We start from the raw sequence: 20,478 nt of genomic DNA, 5'->3' as shown, positions 1-20,478 counted from the left end.
TTCTCAGATCGCGGACGCCGCGCGCAGTGCAGGGCGGGATGCCGCCGACATCACCCGCATCGTGGTGACCAAGTTCCATCCCGCTTCGCTCGTACGTGAACTGCACGACCTCGGCGTGCGAGACGTCGGCGAGAACCGGCAGCAGGAGCTCGTGTCGAAGCGAGCCGAGCTCGAGCAGGACCAGCCGTCGCTCGACGGACTGCACTGGCATTTCATCGGGCAGGCGCAGACCAACAAGGCCGCGTCGATCCGTCGGAACGCGGATGCTGTGCACTCCGTCGACCGCATCAAGCTCGCCGATTCGCTGCACCGTGCGTCGGACCACCCCGATGAGGGCGCACAGGGCGCACTCGACGTGCTCGTGCAGGTCAACCTCACCGAGGACGCCGGTCGCGGAGGCGCCGCACCCGACGATGCGCAGCGGCTCGCCGAGCACATCCTCGCTCTGCCCTCGCTTCGCCTGCGCGGCGTCATGGGCGTCGCGCCGCTCGACGAGGAACCGGCATCCGCCTTCGCGCGGTTGCGCGATGTCGCAGACGGCATCCGGTCGCTCGATGCGAGTGCCACATGGATCTCCGCCGGCATGACCGGCGACTTCGTCGAGGCGATCGCGGCGGGTGCGACACACCTGCGGATCGGCTCGGCAATCACAGGACCCCGGCCCGACCGGGGTTAACCTCGAATCAGATCAGCCCACGTCGAACACGGAGGACACGATGGGAAACCCGCTCAAGAAGACCATGGTGTACCTGGGACTCGCCGATGAGGAAGAGGCCTACGAGGAGCAGCTGGCACCGGCTCCCGCTCGGGCCAGCCGCGAGCGTGACCGCGATCGCGAACAGGAAGACGCGCCGCCGGCACCCGTGACGCCGTTGCGTCGCCCCGTCGCCGTGCGTCAGCCCTCTGCCGGCACGGTGAACGAGATCCTCACCGTGCACCCCAAGCAGTACCGCGACGCCCAGCTGATCGCCGAGAGCTTCCGCGAGGGTGTTCCCGTCATCATCAACCTGTCGCAGATGAGCGACGCAGACGCGCGTCGCCTGATCGACTTCGCCAGCGGTCTCTCCCTCGGCCTGTACGGCCGCATCGAGCGCGTCACCAGCAAGGTGTTCCTGCTCTCGCCGGAGAACATCGCAGTGTCGGGTCATGGCGGCATCGCGAGCGCAGATCCGGAGTCTGCGGGCTTCGATCAGTCATAAGCCGTGACCGCTCTGGTCTCGGTGATCGCATCGATCATTCATCTGGTCCTGCTGATCTACATCTTCGTGCTCTTCGCGCGCCTGATACTCGACTACATCCCGCTGTTCAATCGTGAATGGCGCCCCAAGGGCGCCGGCCTCATCGCGGCGGAAGCCGTGTACACGGTGACCGATCCTCCGATCCGGCTGTTCCGGCGCTTCATCCCTCCGCTGCGCATCGGCACGCTCTCATTGGACTTCGGATTCACCTTCACCATGCTCGCCGTGCTGATTCTGATGTCGATCGTGCGCGCGTTCATCTGAGCGCGCTGCGCGCCCTTCGCAGAGCTCTCACATCGCGTCACTTGCGAGCGGGGACTATGCTTGCTCGGAGGTGCGCGCCCCGGGTACGCGCCGGATCAATACCGAGCCACACTTCAGTCACTGGCAACAGAACTCATCGAAAGAGGAGCCGAGAACAATGGCACTGACCCCGGATGACGTCGTCACCAAGCAGTTCCAGCACGTCCGTTTCAAGGACGGCTTCGACCCGGACGAGGTCGACGACTTCCTCGACGAGATCGTCGTCGAGTGGCGCAAGGCCCTCGAGGAGAACGCTGAGCTGAAGGCGAAGCTCGCCGCCTACGAGTCCGGCGAGACCCCCGCTGCTGCTCCCGCCACGGCCGAAGAGACCCCCGCTGTCGTGGACGAGGTTCCCGCTCCCGTCGTGGCCGCAGCTCCCGCCCCCGCTCCTGCGGTCGAGGCTCCGGCCGCCGGCCCGACCACGGCCACGGCCGGCATCATCGAGCTGGCGCAGCGCCTGCACGACGAGCACGTCGCCGAGGGCGAGGCCAAGAAGAGCCAGCTGATCTCCGAGGCGCAGACCGAGGTCGACCGCATCCGCGCCGACGCTCAGGCCAAGGAGCGCGAGGAGTCCGCCCGCCTCGAGCGCGAGCGCAACACCCTCGAAGCACGCATCACCGAGCTCCGCAACTTCGAGCGCGACTACCGCACTCAGCTTCGCGGCTACATCGAGGGCCAGCTCCGCGATCTCGACGAGAAGTCGGCATCGACGGACTCGACCCCGGTCTCCGCCATCGGGCTGTAGGTCGTCCCTTTGCCAGGACGTCGTCCACTCAGTCGGTCGGCGGCCGGCATCATCGTCGCGATTCTCGCGGCAGTGGTGCTGGCCGCCGATCAGTTTGTGAAGCACCTCACTATCGAGCATCTGCCTCTGCACGAGGTCGTGCCGGTTCTCGGTGAGTTCCTTCAGCTGTACTACATCCGCAACTCCGGCGCGGCGTTCTCGCTCGGCAGCGAGGTGACGTGGATCTTCACGATCGCGCTCACCGTCGTCGCGGGGATCATCATCTGGAAGTCGTTCGGCCTGCGCTCCCGGCTGTGGGCCGTGGTGCTGGGTCTGCTGCTCGGCGGTGTGCTCGGCAACCTCACGGACCGACTGCTGCGCGAGCCGGGCTTCGCCGTCGGACATGTCGTGGACATGATCTCGATGCCGTGGATGATGCCGGCGATCTTCAACGTGGCCGACATCTTCATCGTCGGCGGCATGATCTCGGTCGCTCTGCTCGTCGTGCTGGGCCTGCGGTTCGACGGCACACGTGAGAAGGACGACGTCGCATCGGACGAGGATGCGACCGGCGAGGCGGAGGGCGACGACGTCGCCGAGAAGCCTGCCGCTCCGATCGACGCCGAGCCCGAACAGGCCTCCTGAGGATGCAATCCCGGTCGTTGCCGGTGCCGGACGGGCTCGAAGGCGCGCGTGTCGACGCCGCCCTGGCGAAGATGCTCGGTTTCTCCCGCACTTTCGCCGCAGAGGTCGCCGGGGCCGGTGGTGTGAGCCTGGACGGCGTGACACTGGGCAAGTCCGACCGTCTTCGCGCGGGCGGATGGCTGAGCGTCGAATGGCAGCCGAGGGAAGAGCCGAAGATCGTGCCGGTGGTGGTGCCCGAGCTGGGGATCATCCACGATGATGACGACATCGTCGTGGTGGACAAGCCGTCCGGTGTCGCGGCTCACCCGTCGCAGGGATGGGACGGTCCGACCGTTCTCGGGGCTCTGGCCGGCGCCGGCTTCCGGGTGGCCACCAGCGGTGCGGCCGAACGAGCGGGGATCGTGCATCGTCTGGATGTCGGCACGAGCGGCCTCATGGTCGTCGCGAAGACCGAATCCGCGTACTCGGCGTTGAAGCACGCGTTCAAGGAACGCACGGTCGAGAAGGTCTACCACGCAGTGGTGCAGGGACACCCCGACCCTCTTGCCGGCACGATCGATGCGCCGATCGGCAGGCATCCGAATCATTCATGGAAGTTCGCCGTCACGCCCTCTGGCAAGGACTCGGTAACTCACTACGAGACGCTCGAGGCGTTCCCTGGGGCGTCGTTGCTGGAGATCCATCTCGAGACCGGGCGCACGCATCAGATCCGTGTGCACATGGCCGCTCACCGGCATCCGTGCGTCGGCGATCCGCTCTACGGCGCCGACCCGACGATGGCGGCGCGGCTGGGGCTCACGAGGCAGTGGCTGCACGCGCACCGGCTCGGGTTCACGCATCCGGCCACAGGGGAGTGGGTGCAGTTCGAGTCGCCGTATCCCGCCGACTTCCTGCACGCCTTGGAGATCCTGCGCGGGGAGTGAGTGATCGCGTCCTCGGTCAGAGGGTGCTCACCCGAGCGGCTTCCACGACGGCGTCGAGGGTGCGACCGAGGAAGGCGACGAGTTCGGTGTCGTCGGCGGCCTCCTGCGTCGCGAGGGTCACGAGCACCTCTTCCGTGAACGCCACCCAGGCGCGCAGGGCGACCGTCAGCGCCTTGGAATCGGGGATGCCGAGCTCGGAGAGGGCGCCGCGGAGATGCTCGGCGTTGATCTCGCGGGATTCGTCGACGACCTCCCGCACTGTCTGGTCGCCGCTGGCGACGCCGCGGACGAGCGAGATGAAGGTGCCTCGATGTTCGCGCACGAAGGCCGCGAAACGCAGCAGCGTGTCGTCGATCCGCTCTCGTGGCGGCAACTCCGGCCGCGGCGCCGTCGCCTGCAGCATGGCGTCGCGTGCGGTCAGCACCACGGCGCGGTGCATCCCCTGCCGGGTGTCGAAGTAGTGGAACAGCAGCGCACGCGATACACCGGCCCGACGAGCCAGCTCATCGATCGTGAGTTCATCGAGCGGATGATCGGTGAGGAAGTTCACCCCGACTGCAATCAGCTGTGCCCGGCGTTCGTCTGGCGTCAGTCTGCTGCGGCGATCGTCGGGCATGCGTTCAGCCTATCCGTCGGCGTCTCGGTGCGATCGGTATTGACTCTGAGTCAATGACGATTATGCTCGAACAGATGTCGTCGAAGGTGACGGCTGTGAAGCCGGAGGATCGATGAAGTTCCCATCTCTCACCAAGTCCCATGCCGGCCGCGTGACTCTCGCTGCGGTTCCCGTCGGAGTCGTCGCGGCGTTGTTGCTCGGCGGCGTCGCACAGGGGTCGGTGCCCGTGTCCTTCGCGGTGTCGGGCAGCCAGTTCCAGATCGGTGCCAGTCAGCTCGAGGGCACCGGGTTCTCCCAGTACGCGGGCGTCGCGACCGACTCCGAGGGCGGTGAGCACACCGTCGCGATCGCCAACATCAAGAGCGCCACGCTGTCGGATCTCTGCCAGTCGGTGATCACCGAGACCCCACTGGGCACGGTCGGTGTGCTGATCAAGGCCGGCGGCGACGGCAACCCCGCATCCGCATCGGACCTCCAGATCGGGATGACGGGGCTCAAGGGCGATGCGACCTTCGGTAACATCCGCATCGGTGTGGACGCCTCGACAGTGACCACCGAGGCCAAGGGCGCAGCGGGCGACTTCGCTCAGGACGCCGACACCGTGTCGATCAGCAATCTGCAGCAGACGGCGTGGAGCACGCAGGCCGCGGTGTTCACGCTGACGGGCATGTCGCTCGAGCTCACGGACGGATCCGAGGCATGCTTCTGAGCGTGAAGCGGCAGGATGAGACACCGGCCGGCGAGCCGGCGCGCAGGCGCCGGAGAGCGGCCTCGGAGTCGAAGCAAGGCCGCTTCAGGACGTGGAGGCGGGAGCGGCCCTTCGTCGGCGGGCTCCTGATCGCGATCGCCGGAGTCGAGATGTTCTTCTCCGGTCAACTCGACCTCGGGCACCTGCATGTGCAGCTGGGCATCGAAGGACTGCAGGCCACCGTGATCCCGATCCTGCTCGTGCTCCTCGGCGTCCTGATCGTCATGATGCCGGCGCATCACATCTTCTACGGCGTGGTGGCTCTCGCAGTCGGCCTGTACGCGATCGTCGGGGTTAATCTGGGCGGTTTCCTGATCGGTACGATCCTCGCGTGCATCGGCGGTGTGCTCGCGGTGGCGTGGATGACGCCGCACGCACGGGCCGCTGCAAAGGAACGGGCGCTGCGGATGACTGACGACGATGTGAAGAGTGCGGAATCCGCGGCAGGGGAGAGGGCGTGATCTCTCGCAGACTGCGAGTGATCGGTGTGCTGACTGCGCTCGTGGTCGCAGTGCCGCTCGCCGCGGGTGCCGCGCCGTCGCCCCGGCACACCGGGTTCTGCGATTCGTTCCTGTCGTTCCTGTGCCCGAAGCCGACACCGACGCCGAGCGATCCGACGGCGCCTGTCGATCCGGCGGTGCCTGTCGATCCTGCCGCGCCGGCAGACCCGGATGCTGTGCCTCCCGCTGCACCCGCTCCGCCGCCCGCGTCGACCGAGCCCGTGCCGGCGCCCGTCGATGACGCTGCCCCGATCTTCACCGGCACCCCGGCGGCGATGCGCGCCGGCGGGCTGTCCTTCACCGGTCTGAAGGGGATCAGCATCGTCAGTGTTCCCACGGTCGACGGGGGATCGGTGCGTGCGCTGAAGATCAGCGCTGACTCGATCACGATCACCGTCTTCGCATTGACCGTGCGCCCGCCTGAGCACGACGGGCTCGTCACGAACGCCGACACCATGGAGCTCGCGGGCGATGTCTCGGTGTATCTCGGCTCGGTGTCCGCGTCATCGATGGGCGGCGCACCGCTGACGATCGGAACGGACACGCCTCCTCCGCTGGACGATGTCGCTCCTGGGCTGTTGGACGTGACGATGGGCCTCGTCGGCAGCACGGCGGACTCGATCCATTACACGAACACCGACCAGCGGATCGTCGAGGCCGAATAGCGATCGGGGTCCGTGGCGGATGTCGACGGCATCCGCCACACTGTCGGCATGAGCATCCGTGTCCGACCGGCGACGGTCTTCGACGACGTCGCAACGCTCGTCGGTCCGAAGAAGCCGACGTCGAACGTGTGCTTCTGCCTGAGCTATCGGCTGGGGAACAAGGAGAACATGGCACTGCGCGGAGAGGCGCGTGCCGCGCGCGTGCGCGAGCTGTGCGAGCACGATCCGCCACCGGGGGTGATCGCCTACCTCGATGATGAGCCCGTCGGATGGGCGGCGCTGCATCCTCGGCGAGACACGAGTTTCGCCCGCAACCGGCTGATCCCGCACGTCGACGATCTCGATGTCTGGTCGTTGTGGTGCTTCCGTGTGCGGCCCGGGCACCGCAAACAGGGCATCTCGCATGCGCTGATCGAGGGCGCCGTGGCTTACGCCCGTGAACGCGGCGCTCCGGCCATCGAGGGGTACCCCGTCGACAATCGCGGGGAGAAGGTGAATCTCACAATGGCGTACGTCGGCACGAAGGCGATGTTCGAGAAGGCGGGCTTCGTGCAGGCGGCCGAGACGAGCTCTGTGCTGAACGGATTCCCGCGGGTGCTGATGCGGCTCGACCTGACGTGATCGACTGCGCTAGGGACGAGGCGAAAGCCATATCAAAATGCCGGCGTCCCTGCCCCGACGTAGACTCGAAGACGTGGCATCCGACTCCTTCGTACACCTGCACGTGCACAGCGAGTACTCGATGCTGGATGGTGCTGCCAAGATCAACTCGATGACGCAGGCGGCTGCCGATTACGGCATGCCGGCCATCGCGGTCACCGATCACGGCAACACCTTCGCGGCCTTCGAGTTCTACAACGCGGCGAACAATGCGGGCGTGAAACCGATCATCGGCCTCGAGGCCTATGTCACCCCCGGAACCCATCGCAGCGACAAGTCGCGCGTGGCGTGGGGTTCCCCTGATCAGAAGCGCGACGACGTCTCCGGGTCCGGTGCCTACACCCACATGACCATGTGGAGTCAGAGCACCGAGGGCATGCACAACCTCTTCCGGCTGAGCTCGCTCTCGAGTCTCGAGGGCCAGTACTTCAAGCCCCGCATGGATCGCGAGCTGCTGCAGACATACGGCAAGGGGCTCATCGCCACGACCGGATGCCCGTCGGGCGAGATCCAGACGAGGCTGCGTCTCGGTCAGTACGACGCTGCGCGAGCGGCTGCGGCCGAGTTCCAGGACATCTTCGGCAAGGAGAACTACTTCGCCGAGATCATGGATCACGGGCTCTCGATCGAGCGCCGGATCATGACCGATCTGCTGCGCCTGGCGAAGGATCTCGGCATCCCGCTGGTCGGTACCAACGACTCGCACTACACGCATCAGCACGAGGCCGACGCGCACGCGGCACTGCTGTGCGTGCAGTCCGGATCGACGATGGATGACCCGAACCGCTTCAAGTTCGACGGGGACGGCTACTACATCAAGACCGCGCAGGAGATGCGCCAGCTCTTCCGCGACAACCCGGAGGCGTGCGACAACACGCTGCTCATCGCCGAGCGCTGCCAGGTCGACTTCAACACCTCCGCGAACTACATGCCGCGCTTCCCCGTGCCGGATGGCGAGACGGAGGACAGCTGGCTCATCAAGGAGGTCGAGGCAGGGCTGCACTACCGCTACCCGTCCGGCATCCCCGACAACGTGCGCAAGCGCGCCGAGTACGAAACCGGCATCATCCTGCAGATGGGGTTCCCCGGCTACTTCCTCGTCGTCGCCGACTTCATCAACTGGGCCAAGGACAACGGCATCCGCGTCGGTCCCGGCCGTGGTTCCGGTGCGGGATCGATGGTCGCGTACGCGATGAAGATCACCGACCTCGACCCGATCGAGCACGGTCTCATCTTCGAGCGATTCCTCAACCCCGACCGCGTCTCGATGCCCGACTTCGACGTCGACTTCGATGATCGTCGCCGCGGCGAGGTGATCGACTACGTCACCGAGAAGTACGGTTCCGAGCGCGTCGCGCAGATCGTCACGTACGGCACGATCAAGTCCAAGCAGGCCCTGAAGGATGCCGGACGCGTTCTGGGCTTCCCGTTCAGCATGGGGGAGCGCCTGACCAAGGCCATGCCGCCGCCCGTGATGGGCAAGGACATGCCTCTGGACGGCATGTTCGACTCGAAGCACCCCCGGTTCAAGGAGGCCAGCGAGTTCCGCACGCTGATCGAGACCGACCCCGAGGCGAAGACCGTCTTCGACCGCGCCGTCGGACTCGAAGGGCTGAAGCGGCAATGGGGTGTGCACGCCGCGGGCGTGATCATGTCGAGCGAGCCCCTGCTCGACATCATCCCCATCATGCGCCGCGAGCAGGACGGCCAGATCGTCACCCAGTTCGACTATCCGTCATGCGAGAGCCTCGGGCTCATCAAGATGGACTTCCTCGGGCTGCGCAACCTCACGATCATCTCGGATGCTCTCGACAACATCCGCACCAACAGGGGCGAGGAGCTCGATCTCGAGCACCTCGCACGCGACGACCAGGGCGCATACGATCTGCTCGCCCGCGGTGACTCGCTCGGGGTCTTCCAGCTCGACGGCGGACCGATGCGCTCCCTCATGCGCCTCATGAAGCCCGACAACTTCGGCGACATCTCGGCGCTCATCGCGCTGTACCGCCCGGGACCCATGGGTGCGAACTCGCACACGAACTACGCGCTGCGAAAGAACGGGCTGCAGCCGGTCACTCCGATCCATCCGGAGTTCACCGAGTCGCTCAAGGACATCCTCGACGAGTCGTACGGCCTCATCATCTACCAGGAGCAGGTGATGGCGATCGCGCAGAAGGTCGCCGGATTCTCCCTCGGTCAGGCAGACATCCTCCGCCGCGCGATGGGAAAGAAGAAGAAGTCGGAGCTGGACAAGCAGTTCGAGGGCTTCCAGGCGGGAATGCACGCCAACGGGTACTCCGATGGCGCGGTCAACGCGATCTGGGAGATCCTGCTGCCGTTCTCCGACTACGCGTTCAACAAAGCGCACTCCGCCGCGTACGGCGTCGTCTCGTACTGGACCGCCTACCTCAAGGCGCACTATCCCGCCGAGTACATGGCGGCGCTGCTCACGAGCGGCGGCGACTCCAAGGACAAGATGGCGATCTACCTCAACGAGTGCCGCCGCATGGGCATCCAGGTGCTGCCGCCTGACGTGCGCGAGTCGATCAACTTCTTCGCGGCAGTCGGCGACGACATCCGTTTCGGTCTCGGCGCAGTGCGCAACGTCGGCAGCAACGTCGTCGACGGGATCGTCAAGGCACGTGAGAAGAGCAACTTCGATTCCTTCCACGACTTCCTCAAGAAGGTGCCGCTGCACGTCTCGAACAAGCGCACGGTCGAGTCGCTGATCAAGGCCGGCGCATTCGACTCGATGGGCGACACGCGTCGTGCGCTCATGGAGATCCATGAGGATGCCACCGAGGCCGCCGTCGATCAGAAGCGCAACGAGGCCCAGGGCGCGATCGGGTTCGACTTCGACAGTCTGTACGACGCGGTTGAAGAGGCCGTTCCCGCCAAGGTCCCTGCGCGCCCCGAGTGGGTGAAGAAGGACAAACTCGCCTTCGAACGCGAGATGCTCGGCCTGTACGTCTCCGACCACCCTCTTGCAGGGCTCGAGGTGCCGCTGGCGAAGCACGCATCGATCTCGATCCACAACCTGCTCGCCTCTGAGGACCTGCAGGACGGCGACCAGGTCACCGTGGCCGGTCTCGTGACCAGCGTGCAGCACCGTGTGGCGAAGGCCAGCGGAAACCCCTACGGCATGATCACGATCGAGGACTTCAACGGCGAGGTCACCGTGATGTTCATGGGCAAGACCTACACTGAGTTCCAGCACACGCTGCAGCAGGACGCGATCCTCGCGGTGCGCGGCCGGGTCTCACGTCGTGACGACGGACTCAACCTGCATGCGCAGTCGGCCTTCTCTCCCGATGTCGGTTCGTTCGATGCGGCCGGTCCGCTCGCGCTGGTGCTCGCCGAGCAGCGCGCCACCGAGCGGGTGATGCACGACCTCGCCGAGGTGCTGCGCCGACACAACGGCGAGACCGAAGTGGTGCTGCGGGTGCACCGCGGCAGCACGGCGAAGGTGTTCGAGGTGCCGATGCCGGTGAAGGTCTCCGCCGATCTGTTCGGTGACCTGAAGTCGCTTCTCGGGCCAGCCTGCCTGGGGTGAATGGGTATTCCTGCACCATGCGCCTCCCGGATGCAGCGGGTAGTATCGGGACGCGTTGGGCGCACAAGCTCAGTCAGAGTGCGCCACGTTGAAAGGACCACGCTTCATGAGCACGGAATCCCCCCTGTCCGGCGAACCAGAGCCGTCCGACCCGATCGAGCCCGCAGCCGAGTCCGCACCCTTCGCGGACGACGACGGAGTGCTCTACGACGAAGAGGTCACTCCTCAGCACGGGTTCTTCGGCTTCACGCTGCGTGAGGTGCTCATCGTCGGCGTGTGGTTCATCGCCTTCGTCACCTCCTTCTTCCCGATCTACGGCTACGACGGCTCCGGATCGCTGTGGGCGCAGGGAATCCAGTGGGTCCTCGCTCTCGGATTGCCGACAGCCGCCGTGTTCCTCATCGTGCTGCGTCGCTTCTCCCCGGACGGCATCCGCAGGGTGGGGTCGCTCGGAATCGACCAGTTCGCGTCCGTCGCGTTCTCGGTGAGCGCCCTTTATTGGGCGACCGGCAACTGGGACCTCATGATGGTCTCAGCAGCCACAGGCGAGTTCGCGTTGACATGGCTCACGATCCTCCAGCTCGTCGCGGCGCTCGCGCTCGTCGTGCTCACGGTCTTCGCACCTCTGATCCCGAGTCTGCGCGAGGACTTCCATGGACGTCTGGTCACGCTCGCCCATCGCAACGCCAACCCGGTCAGGCCTGTGATCCAGCGTCCGCGTCCTGAGAAGGCCATCCCGGCCGCACCGGCGCCGTCGATCATCGATGAAGAACCCACCGATGAGCACCCGAGCGACGAGATCGCGCAGCTCGGACTCGGCGAGCGGGTGTCGTCGACTGCGCACGCATCGAGCGGTGATCTTCGCGGCACGTCGGGGTTCGGATCCGAGATCGGTCTCGGAACGACGGTGGGCGCAGACGACAGCGATTACGTCCCCGCATACGCACGCAGTTCGCGTGCTCAGTCCGAAGACGATCAGGACGTCGAGACGGACGCCGACGAGCTCACGGACGGCACCGCGTATGCGGACGGCACCGCGTATGCGGAGGATGCCGCGCCCGCTGCCGAGAACAGCACCGAGGTGATCGAGGATCTCGACACCACTTCGCCGCGCGCAGTGACTCAGCCGGATGCGGCGTCCACGGATGCGGCGTCCGATGCCGCGACTGTCGTGTCATCGCAGCCGTTCTGGGCTCTCGCGCCCACGGAGCGCGATGTGTACGACGAGCGCGGTGAGCCGCTGTTCCGCATCGGGCCGACCGCGTGGGCGCTTGTGGTCGAAGATCGAGGCGGCGCATACGTGATCCGACACGATGACGGTCGTATCGGCTACCTGCACGACATCGCAGACATCACGAAGGGCTGAAGTGCGAACGATCGATCTACGAGGGCAGAAGCTCTCGCCGGCTGACATGCTCGCCGCCGTGCCCCGCGCCACACAGGCCAGAGCCGAGGCGCTCGAGACTGCGGCGCGGATCGTCGATGACGTCCGTGCGCGCGGAGAGGTTGCGCTGCGCGAGCAGGCGGAGAAGTTCGACCGGGTCTCCGGGCACGCGATCCGCGTTCCGGCCGAGCACGTCGCAGCGGCTCTCTCCTCAGTCGACCCTGCCGTACGCGCTGCTCTCGAAGAAGCGATCCTGCGGGTGCGCCAGGGCTCCGCAGCCCAGGTCCCTGCCGAGCGGATGACCACGATCGGGCCGGGTGCGCGGATCGTTCAGCGCTGGCAGCCGGTCACGCGCGCAGGCGTGTACATTCCCGGCGGAAAGGCACCACTCGCGTCGAGTGTCGTCATGAATGTGGTCCCCGCGCAGGTCGCCGGCGTCACGAGCATCGCGCTCGCGTCTCCGCCGCAGTCCGACGGTCGGGTGCACCAGACGATCCTCGCCGCAGCGGCGCTTCTCGGCATCTCCGAGATCTACGCCATCGGTGGTGCCGGTGCGATCGGTGCCCTCGCCTGGGGTGTCGCGGACATCGGTCTCGACCCCGTCGACGTCGTGTCAGGCCCGGGCAACAACTACGTCGCCTCCGCAAAGCGTGCGGTCGCAGGGGTGGTCGGCACGGACTCGGAAGCGGGTGCGACCGAGATCCTCATCGTCGCGGATGCGGCGGCGGATGCGCGCCTCATCGCCGCCGACCTGATCAGCCAGGCCGAGCACGACGAGCAGGCCTCCGCCGTGCTCGTCACCGACAGTGATGAACTAGCCGAGCGGGTCGCGACCGAGGTCGAGCGATTCGCGACCGCAACGAGGCACAGCGAGCGCGTCGCGGTCTCGCTCGCCGGGCCGCAGTCGGCGATCGTCCTGGTCGATGACCGCGAGATGGCGACCTCCTTCAGTAACGCGTACGCCCCGGAGCACCTCGAGCTCCACCTGGCGGACGCCGAAGCGGCGGCATCCGGCTTCACCAGCGCCGGCGCCGTGTTCGTCGGCGACCAGACCCCGGTGAGTCTCGGCGACTACATGGCGGGCAGCAATCACGTCCTGCCGACCGGTGGCCAGGCCCGCTACGCGCCGGGCCTGGGGGCGTACACGTTCCTGCGCCCGCAGCAGGTGATCTCCTACGATCATGCAGCCCTCGCGGCCGTGCGCGAAGGGGTCGTCGCCCTCGCGAACGCCGAAGCGCTTCCCGCTCACGGCGAAGCGATCGAGGCCCGCTTCCAGGGAGCAGCCGGGGGAGCGACTACGCTGTAACACCATGCACTGCCCCTTCTGCCGTCATCCGGACTCCCGCGTGATCGACTCCCGCACGAGCGACGACGGACTCTCGATCCGCCGACGCCGTCAGTGCCCCGAGTGCGGGGGAAGATTCACCACCACCGAGACCGCGAGTCTCAACGTGATCAAGCGCTCAGGCGTGATGGAGCCCTTCAGCCGGGAGAAGGTCATCTCGGGCGTCCGCAAGGCGTGCCAGGGCAGGCCGGTGACCGAAGCCGACCTCGCGATCCTCGCCCAGCGGGTCGAGGAGGCGGTGCGCCAGACCGGTGTGTCGCAGCTCGACGCCAACGAGATCGGTCTCGCGATCCTCGGGCCGCTGCGCGACCTCGACGAAGTCGCGTATCTGCGCTTCGCGAGCGTCTACCAGGCCTTCGACTCGCTGGAGGACTTCGAGAGCGTCATCGGCGAGCTGCGCGCCGAGCATGCGGCGTCCCGACAGGATTCCGCCGACCGGTAATCTGGCAGGGATGTATCCGCTGCTCTTCCGCGCTGTCCTGACGCGCTTCGACCCCGAGTTCGCCCACCACGCCGCGATGGCGGTGATCCGAGTGCTCGGCGTCCCCCCGTTCTCGTGGGTCACGCGCACGATGACGTCGCCGTCGCCTGAGCTGCGGGTTCAGACGCTCGGGCTCACGTTCGAATCGCCCTTCGGCGTCGCCGCCGGGTTCGACAAGAACGCCGTGGGCGTGCGCGGACTCGCCGCCCTCGGGTTCGGGCATGTCGAGATCGGGACGATCACGGCTGTCGGACAGGACGGCAACCCGAAGCCGCGCCTGTTCCGTCTCGTGCCGGATCGAGCGGTGATCAACAGGATGGGCTTCAACAACGCCGGAGCCGACGCTGCGGCGCGCCGCCTCGAGAGGCTGCGCCGACGTCGCCCGAAGACGGTCATCGGCGTGAACATCGGCAAGAGCCGCATCGTCGAGGTGGAACACGCGACGGCCGACTACGTCGCCAGCACGACGAAGCTCGCACCCCTTGCCGACTACCTGGCCGTGAACGTGTCATCGCCCAACACGCCGGGCCTCCGCGGCCTGCAGGCGGTCGAGACTCTCGCACCACTGCTGCGCGCGGTCAAAGCCGCCGCCGGACCCACACCTCTGCTGGTGAAGATCGCTCCTGACCTGCCGGACGAGGAGATCGCCGCGATCGCGCGGCTCGCAGTGGCTGAAGGACTCGACGGCATCATCGCGCACAACACCACGATCAGTCGTGAGGGGCTGAGCACGAATGCCGCAGTCGTCGAAGCGGCCGGCGCGGGCGGACTCTCCGGAGCACCGCTGCGTGAGCGGTCGATGGAGGTGCTGCGAGTCGTGCGCGACGCCGTGCCGAGCGATTTCTGCGTGATCTCGGTGGGCGGCGTCGAGACATCATCCGACGTGCAGGAGCGACTGGATGCCGGTGCCACCCTGGTGCAGGGCTACACGGCGTTCCTCTACCGCGGACCGCTGTGGGCCCGTCAGATCAATCGAGGGCTCAGCCGGGGTACTGCCCGCGCTTGACCTGCGGCTTGGGCAGGCGCATGAAGCGCATCTGCAGTGCGCGCATCGCGGCGTACCAGCCGAGACCCTTCTCCATGCGGTCCTTGCCGAACTTGGCGGCGACCTTGCGCTTGACGCGGATGCCGAGCAGCACCATGTCGATCACGGCGATGACGATGAACGCCCACAGGCCGATGAACGCGAAGAACGAGAATGTCGGATCGGGCACGAGCGACACGAGGATCACGACGACCATGAGCGCCATGACCCACTCCGACAGGTGCCAGCCGGCGTCGACGTAGTCGCGCACCCAACGGCGCTGCGGACCCTTGTCGCGCGGCGGAAGGTACTTGTCCTCGCCTGCGGCCATGCCGGCCTGCGCGCGCTCGCGCTGCTCGCGCATCTGCTGCTTCGCAGCGGCGCGGGCCTCCTTCGTGTCGGCGACCAGCGGACGACGACGTGCGGCCTCCTGCTCGGCGCGGCTGGGCGTCGGGCGTCCCTTGCCGACGGTCGGCGTCTGGGCGGCCGCGTCGTCGTTCGTGGGTGGGGTGGAAGTGGCCACGAGGCTCCTCGGATAGAAATCGGTGTTCAGCCTTAAGATTACTCGCATGACTTCACAGACGCCGAACGTCGACCCAACGATCGAATCAGCAGTCACGGAGGCGGTGGCCATCGGCATCCCCTCGGCGCTGTCCGACCTGGGAGATCTCGTGCGGATCCCCGGTATCGCCTGGCCGTCGTTCGATCAGACCCAGCTCGAGCGCAGCGCGGAGCGCGTCGCGGCGCTCGCGACCGGCACCGGCGTCTTCGACGACGTCAAGGTGCTGCGTGCCGCGATACCCGGCACTGACGAGCACGGCCAGCCCGCAGTGCTGGCGACGCGGGCTGCGCGCAACGGCAAGCCGACGATCCTCCTCTACGCGCACCACGACGTGCAGCCTCCCGGGGCCGACGAGCTCTGGGAGACGCCGCCGTTCGAGCCGACAGTGCGCGACGGGCGCCTGTATGGGCGCGGAGCCGCCGACGACAAGGCCGGCATCATGGCGCACATCGCGTCGTTGCGAGCGGTCTCCGAGGTTCTCGGCGACGACCTTGAGCTCGGTGTCTCGTTGTTCATCGAGGGCGAGGAGGAGTACGGCTCACGGTCGTTCGCGCAGTTCCTCAGCGACAACGCCGATGCCCTGCGCGCTGACGCCATCGTCGTCGCCGACTCGGGCAACTGGGATTCGGTCACTCCGGGACTCACCGTGTCCCTGCGGGGGAACGCCCGCTTCGCGATGAAGGTGCGCACCCTCGACCACGCGTCGCACTCCGGGATGTTCGGGGGAGCGGTGCCCGATGCCATGATGGCCACGGTGCGCCTGCTCGCCACCCTCTGGGACGACGACGGCGCGGTGGCCGTCGACGGTCTCACGGAGACCGACACGCCGACGCCCGACTACACCGAGGAGACGCTGCGTGATGAGGCCGGGCTCCTTTCCGGCACGTCACCGATCGGACGGGGAACCATCCTGAGCCGGATCTGGAACAAGCCGGCCGTCACGGTCATCGGCATCGACGCGACCAGCGTGGCGTCGGCATCCAACACACTGCTGCCCGAGGTGACCGTGGTGATCAGCGCACGGGTGGCCCCCGGGCAGTCCGGCGAGGAAGCGTATTCCGCGCTGGAGTCGCATCTGCGCGCCCACGCGCCGTTCGGTGCGGAGCTGACCTTCTCCGACGTCGACCTCGGCAACGGCTTCCTCGTGGACACCAGCGGGTGGGCGGTCGGCCTCGCACGCCAGGCCATGGCGGACGGCTACGGCGCCGATCCCGTCGACCTCGGAGTGGGAGGATCCATCCCGTTCATCGCCGATCTCGTAAGGGAGTTCCCCGAGGCGCAGATCCTCGTCACCGGGGTGGAAGATCCGCACGCGCGGGCGCACAGTCCGAACGAGTCCCTGCACCTCGACACCTTCCGGCACGCGATCGCGACCGAAGCACTGCTGCTCACGCGCATGAACGAGATCAGGCAGTGATCGGCTCTCGCATCGAGATCAGCGCCCCTGCGGGCGCCCGAAGGTAGAATCAGAACACACCGCCGCCTGCACGCGCGGCCTGTCACAAGGAGCGACATGAGCGACACCACGCTGACCACAGAGACTTCGACCGCACACGGCGTCACCCTCACCGACGCCGCGGCGACCAAGGTGAAGAACCTCCTCGAGCAGGAGGGCCGCGACGACCTGCGCCTGCGCGTGGCCGTCCAGCCCGGCGGATGCTCGGGTCTGATCTACCAGCTGTACTTCGACGAGCGCTATCTCGAGGGCGACGAGACCGTCGACTTCGGCGGCGTGGAGGTCATCGTCGACAACATGAGCGTGCCGTACCTCGACGGCGCGGCGATCGATTTCAAGGACACGATCTCGGAGCAGGGCTTCACCATCGACAACCCGAATGCAGCGGGAAGTTGCGCATGTGGAGACAGCTTCCACTGAGTGCCAGCCGTGCCCGACCTGCGTGGTTGGCATGAATCAGGTGTGAGGTTGCCCTAGACTTGACTACGCCTTGTCCGTCATCTTGAAAGGTGCATCGTGCCCTCGAAACGCCGCCTTCGTTGGGTCGCCATTCCTGTGGGAATCGCGACAGCCGTGGCTCTGGCGGGATGTTCTCCCACCGAGCTTCACGGATTCCTCCCGGGCTTCGTAGAAGACGGCACCGCCGCGACGAACCAGACCGACCGCGTAGCCGGCCTCTGGGTCAATTCCTGGATCGTCCTCCTCGCGGTCGGCATGATCACGTGGGCTCTGATGGGCTGGGCTGCTGTCGCATACCGCCGTCGCAAGGGCCAGACCGGCCTGCCGGTGCAGATGCGCTACAACATGCCGATCGAGATCTTCTACACGGTGATCCCGTTGATCCTCGTGATGGGGATGTTCTTCTTCACGGCGCGCGACCAGGCCGAGATCGAGACGCAGTGGGACGACGCAGACGTCGAGATCACCGCGATCGGCAAGCAGTGGGCGTTCGACTTCATGTACGCCGGCGAGGACGACGATCTGTCCGACGCGGTGTGGACGATGGGTGTGCAGGCTCAGCCCGATGCCGAGGGCAACATCGACACCGAGAAGCTGCCGACGCTGGTCCTCCCGGTCGACCAGAAGGTGCACATCAGCCTTCAGTCCCGTGACGTCATCCACTCCTTCTGGATCATCGACTTCCTCTACAAGAAGGACATGTACATCGGGAAGGACAACTCCTGGTCCTTCATCCCGACACGCGTGGGAGAGTACGCCGGCAAGTGCGCCGAGCTCTGCGGCGAGTACCACTCGATGATGCTCTTCAACGTGAAGGTCGTGGAGCAGGACGAGTACGACGCCTACGTCGAGTCTCTCCGCGAAGAAGGCAACACCGGCGACATCACGGACGCGTACAACCGTCTGAACAACCTCCCCGGCACGACAGGAACGACGTCCGAGACGGACTCCGAGGAAGAGGGAGAGTAAACCTCATGTCGACCAACTCCGCAGCAGGCGACGTCCACGGATCCCGCCCCACAGCCATCCCGGCCCGTCAGGCCGCGTTGATGAGCTCCTCGCGCGTCGAGCAGAAGGGCAACATCGTCGTCAAGTGGATCACCTCCACTGACCACAAGACCATCGGGTACATGTACCTGATCGCCTCGGTGCTCTTCTTCCTCCTCGGCGGTGTGATGGCGCTCGTCATCCGCGCCGAGCTGTTCGCTCCCGGGATGCAGATCGTCCCCACCAAGGAGCAGTACAACCAGCTGTTCACCATGCACGGCACGATCATGCTTCTCATGTTCGCGACGCCGCTGTTCGCCGGATTCGCCAACGCGATCCTCCCGCTGCAGCTCGGTGCGCCGGATGTGGCGTTCCCGCGTCTGAACGCGTTCGCCTTCTGGCTGTTCACGTTCGGTTCCATCATCGCGATCGCCGGCTTCCTCACCCCCCAGGGCGCTGCGTCGTTCGGCTGGTTCGCATATCAGCCGCTCGCGAGCGCCACCTTCACGCCCGGCGCCGGTGGAAACCTCTGGATGGTCGGACTCGGCATGTCCGGTTTCGGAACCATCCTCGGTGCCGTGAACTTCATCACCACGGTCATCACGATGCGCGCCCCCGGCATGACGATGTGGCGCATGCCGATCTTCAGCTGGAACACGCTGATCACGAGCCTGTTGATCCTCATGGCCTTCCCGGTGCTCGCAGCCGCGATCTTCGCCGCCGCAGCCGACCGCATCCTGGGTGCGCACATCTACGACCCGGCAAACGGCGGTGTGCTGCTGTGGCAGCACCTGTTCTGGTTCTTCGGCCACCCCGAGGTGTATATCATCGCGCTGCCGTTCTTCGGCATCGTCTCGGAGATCTTCCCGGTGTTCAGCCGCAAGCCGATCTTCGGATACAAGACCCTCGTCTACGCGACGATCGCGATCGCGGCTCTGTCCGTCGCGGTGTGGGCGCACCACATGTACGTCACCGGTTCCGTGCTGCTGCCGTTCTTCGCGCTCATGACCATGCTGATCGCGGTGCCGACGGGTGTGAAGATCTTCAATTGGATCGGAACGCTCTGGCGAGGTTCGGTGACTTTCGAGACGCCGATGGTCTTCGCACTGGGCTTCCTCGTGTCGTTCGTCTTCGGCGGTCTGACCGGTGTCATCCTCGCGGCGCCGCCGCTGGACTTCCACCTCAGCGACTCGTACTTCGTGGTCGCGCACTTCCACTACGTCGTGTTCGGCACCGTCGTGTTCGCGATGTTCGCCGGCTTCTACTTCTGGTGGCCCAAGTGGACCGGGCGCATGCTGAACGAGCGTCTCGGCTATGTGCACTTCTGGATGCTGTTCGTCGGTTTCCACATGACCTTCCTCATCCAGCACTGGCTGGGCGTGGACGGTATGGTGCGCCGCTACGCGGACTACTCGGCAGCTGACGGCTGGACCTGGGGCAACCAGGTCTCGACGATCGGCGCGATCATCCTCGGAGCCTCCATGCTCCCGTTCTTCCTGAACGTGTGGATCACGGCGCGCAAGGCGCCCAAGGTCATGGTCAACGACCCGTGGGGTTACGGAGCGTCGCTCGAGTGGGCGACCAGCTGCCCGCCGCCGCGTCACAACTTCACGTCGATCCCGCGCATCCGCAGCGAGCGTCCCGCGTTCGATCTGAATCACCCCGAGGCTGCGGAGCATCCTGTCGCCGCCCCGGAGCCGGCCCTTGCCGGTGCGAGCGGAGAGGCCAAGTAAGCCATGCGATCAAATGTCGTCCTCTGGTGGGTTCTCACCGTCTTCTTCCTCATCGTCGCGGTGGTGTACACGGGGTGGAACATCCTGGCTCACCCCGACCTCGAGCTCGTCAACCGAATCGAGTGGGTGGGCTCGGTAGCACTGCTGTTCACCGCCTTCATGGGCGCGATGGTGGCCGTGTACCTCCAGCGCACGCACAAGGCTCAGGGCGGCGAGCTGCCCGAGGACATCCTGACCGCCGACATCGATGACGGAGATCCTGAGCTCGGTGAGTTCAGCCCGTGGTCCTGGTGGCCCATCGTTCTCGCGGCTTCTGCCGCGGTGTTCCTGATCGGCATGGCCGTCGGACACTTCCTCCTGCCGATCGGCGTCGCCATCTTCGTCGTCGCGATCGTCGGCTGGGTCTACGAGTACTACCGAGGGAACTTCGCTCGCTGAGCAGTCCCCACGAGCACTGAGAAGGGCCCCCGCC

Annotated in this window: 22 protein-coding genes; 20 read left to right on the top strand and 2 right to left on the bottom strand. The window is 66.3% G+C overall.

The features are described from left to right. The 6 genes from ACNPNP_RS10305 to ACNPNP_RS10280 all read left to right on the top strand — a co-directional run. The coding region (locus ACNPNP_RS10305) for a YggS family pyridoxal phosphate-dependent enzyme (protein WP_448965930.1) at window positions 1–676 on the top strand (676 nt) is incomplete at its 5' end. A gap of 40 nt (window positions 677–716) precedes the next feature. Beyond that, window positions 717–1,199 (top strand): cell division protein SepF, encoded by a 483-nt coding sequence (locus tag ACNPNP_RS10300; RefSeq protein WP_448965929.1) that lies wholly within the window; start codon window positions 717–719, stop codon window positions 1,197–1,199. A 3-nt stretch (window positions 1,200–1,202) separates the two neighbouring features. Beyond that, complete coding sequence (locus ACNPNP_RS10295) at window positions 1,203–1,502, top strand: YggT family protein (RefSeq protein WP_448965928.1); 300 nt, start codon at window positions 1,203–1,205, stop codon at window positions 1,500–1,502. Between the two features lie 157 nt (window positions 1,503–1,659). Next, window positions 1,660–2,286: a DivIVA domain-containing protein gene (locus ACNPNP_RS10290; RefSeq protein WP_448965927.1), complete on the top strand. Its 627-nt coding sequence runs from the start codon at window positions 1,660–1,662 to the stop codon at window positions 2,284–2,286. 9 nt (window positions 2,287–2,295) lie between these two features. Beyond that, complete coding sequence (gene lspA, locus ACNPNP_RS10285; RefSeq protein WP_448965926.1) at window positions 2,296–2,910, top strand: signal peptidase II; 615 nt, start codon at window positions 2,296–2,298, stop codon at window positions 2,908–2,910. A 2-nt stretch (window positions 2,911–2,912) separates the two neighbouring features. After that, window positions 2,913–3,833, top strand: coding sequence for an RluA family pseudouridine synthase (locus ACNPNP_RS10280; protein WP_448965925.1), 921 nt, complete (start codon window positions 2,913–2,915; stop codon window positions 3,831–3,833). A gap of 16 nt (window positions 3,834–3,849) precedes the next feature. On the opposite strand, the gene ACNPNP_RS10275 is transcribed toward ACNPNP_RS10280, so the two are convergent. Continuing rightward, the gene (locus tag ACNPNP_RS10275; RefSeq protein ID WP_448965924.1) at window positions 3,850–4,449 is read right to left on the bottom strand and encodes a TetR/AcrR family transcriptional regulator; all 600 of its coding nucleotides are present in this window, start codon (window positions 4,447–4,449) and stop codon (window positions 3,850–3,852) included. A 112-nt stretch (window positions 4,450–4,561) separates the two neighbouring features. Here ACNPNP_RS10275 and ACNPNP_RS10270 point away from each other — a divergent pair, with 112 nt between their 5' ends. From ACNPNP_RS10270 to ACNPNP_RS10230, 9 genes are all read left to right on the top strand, one after another. Next, window positions 4,562–5,158 (top strand): DUF6230 family protein, encoded by a 597-nt coding sequence (locus ACNPNP_RS10270; protein WP_448965923.1) that lies wholly within the window; start codon window positions 4,562–4,564, stop codon window positions 5,156–5,158. A gap of 2 nt (window positions 5,159–5,160) precedes the next feature. After that, a complete protein-coding gene (locus tag ACNPNP_RS10265) occupies window positions 5,161–5,658 on the top strand; it encodes a DUF6114 domain-containing protein (protein ID WP_448965922.1) in 498 nt (165 codons plus the stop codon). Next, window positions 5,655–6,362: a hypothetical protein gene (locus tag ACNPNP_RS10260; RefSeq protein ID WP_448965921.1), complete on the top strand. Its 708-nt coding sequence runs from the start codon at window positions 5,655–5,657 to the stop codon at window positions 6,360–6,362. Before ACNPNP_RS10265 ends, ACNPNP_RS10260 begins: the two co-directional genes overlap by 4 nt. Before the next feature lie 48 nt (window positions 6,363–6,410). Further along, window positions 6,411–6,983: a GNAT family N-acetyltransferase gene (locus tag ACNPNP_RS10255; RefSeq protein WP_448965920.1), complete on the top strand. Its 573-nt coding sequence runs from the start codon at window positions 6,411–6,413 to the stop codon at window positions 6,981–6,983. 121 nt (window positions 6,984–7,104) lie between these two features. Further along, window positions 7,105–10,575 carry a DNA polymerase III subunit alpha gene (gene dnaE / locus ACNPNP_RS10250; protein WP_448966163.1) on the top strand — a complete coding sequence of 1,157 codons (3,471 nt, stop codon included), beginning with the start codon at window positions 7,105–7,107 and terminating at the stop codon, window positions 10,573–10,575. A 106-nt stretch (window positions 10,576–10,681) separates the two neighbouring features. Next, window positions 10,682–11,941, top strand: a complete 1,260-nt coding sequence (locus tag ACNPNP_RS10245; RefSeq protein WP_448965919.1) for a hypothetical protein — start codon at window positions 10,682–10,684, stop codon at window positions 11,939–11,941. Then, window positions 11,889–13,265, top strand: coding sequence for a histidinol dehydrogenase (gene hisD, locus ACNPNP_RS10240; RefSeq protein WP_448965918.1), 1,377 nt, complete (start codon window positions 11,889–11,891; stop codon window positions 13,263–13,265). The genes ACNPNP_RS10245 and hisD overlap by 53 nt, the downstream gene beginning before the upstream one ends. A 4-nt stretch (window positions 13,266–13,269) precedes the next feature. Then, on the top strand, window positions 13,270–13,746 hold the full coding sequence (gene nrdR / locus ACNPNP_RS10235) for a transcriptional regulator NrdR (RefSeq protein WP_448965917.1): 477 nt from the start codon (window positions 13,270–13,272) through the stop codon (window positions 13,744–13,746). A 10-nt stretch (window positions 13,747–13,756) separates the two neighbouring features. Further along, on the top strand, window positions 13,757–14,791 hold the full coding sequence (locus ACNPNP_RS10230) for a quinone-dependent dihydroorotate dehydrogenase (RefSeq protein WP_448965916.1): 1,035 nt from the start codon (window positions 13,757–13,759) through the stop codon (window positions 14,789–14,791). Here the strand turns inward: ACNPNP_RS10230 and ACNPNP_RS10225 are convergent. Next, window positions 14,766–15,380 (bottom strand): DUF3043 domain-containing protein, encoded by a 615-nt coding sequence (locus tag ACNPNP_RS10225; RefSeq protein WP_448965915.1) that lies wholly within the window; start codon window positions 15,378–15,380, stop codon window positions 14,766–14,768. The two genes, ACNPNP_RS10230 and ACNPNP_RS10225, sit on opposite strands and share 26 nt — an antisense overlap. Between ACNPNP_RS10225 and ACNPNP_RS10220 the strand changes: the two genes are divergently transcribed. From ACNPNP_RS10220 to ACNPNP_RS10200, 5 genes are all read left to right on the top strand, one after another. Further along, window positions 15,379–16,788 (top strand): dipeptidase, encoded by a 1,410-nt coding sequence (locus ACNPNP_RS10220; protein ID WP_448965914.1) that lies wholly within the window; start codon window positions 15,379–15,381, stop codon window positions 16,786–16,788. The genes ACNPNP_RS10225 and ACNPNP_RS10220 overlap by 2 nt on opposite strands. Window positions 16,789–16,884: 96 nt before the next feature. After that, window positions 16,885–17,247: an iron-sulfur cluster insertion protein ErpA gene (gene erpA / locus ACNPNP_RS10215; protein WP_448965913.1), complete on the top strand. Its 363-nt coding sequence runs from the start codon at window positions 16,885–16,887 to the stop codon at window positions 17,245–17,247. Window positions 17,248–17,343: 96 nt separating this feature from the next. Continuing rightward, the gene (ctaC, locus tag ACNPNP_RS10210) at window positions 17,344–18,255 is read left to right on the top strand and encodes an aa3-type cytochrome oxidase subunit II (protein WP_448965912.1); all 912 of its coding nucleotides are present in this window, start codon (window positions 17,344–17,346) and stop codon (window positions 18,253–18,255) included. A gap of 5 nt (window positions 18,256–18,260) precedes the next feature. Continuing rightward, window positions 18,261–20,006, top strand: a complete 1,746-nt coding sequence (gene ctaD, locus ACNPNP_RS10205) for an aa3-type cytochrome oxidase subunit I (protein ID WP_448965911.1) — start codon at window positions 18,261–18,263, stop codon at window positions 20,004–20,006. Between the two features lie 3 nt (window positions 20,007–20,009). Beyond that, window positions 20,010–20,444: a cytochrome c oxidase subunit 4 gene (locus ACNPNP_RS10200; RefSeq protein ID WP_448965910.1), complete on the top strand. Its 435-nt coding sequence runs from the start codon at window positions 20,010–20,012 to the stop codon at window positions 20,442–20,444. Window positions 20,445–20,478 lie beyond the last annotated feature (34 nt).

This window comes from Microbacterium xerophyticum, assembly GCF_053543555.1.
This window is presented reverse-complemented; position numbering and strand designations above follow the sequence as displayed.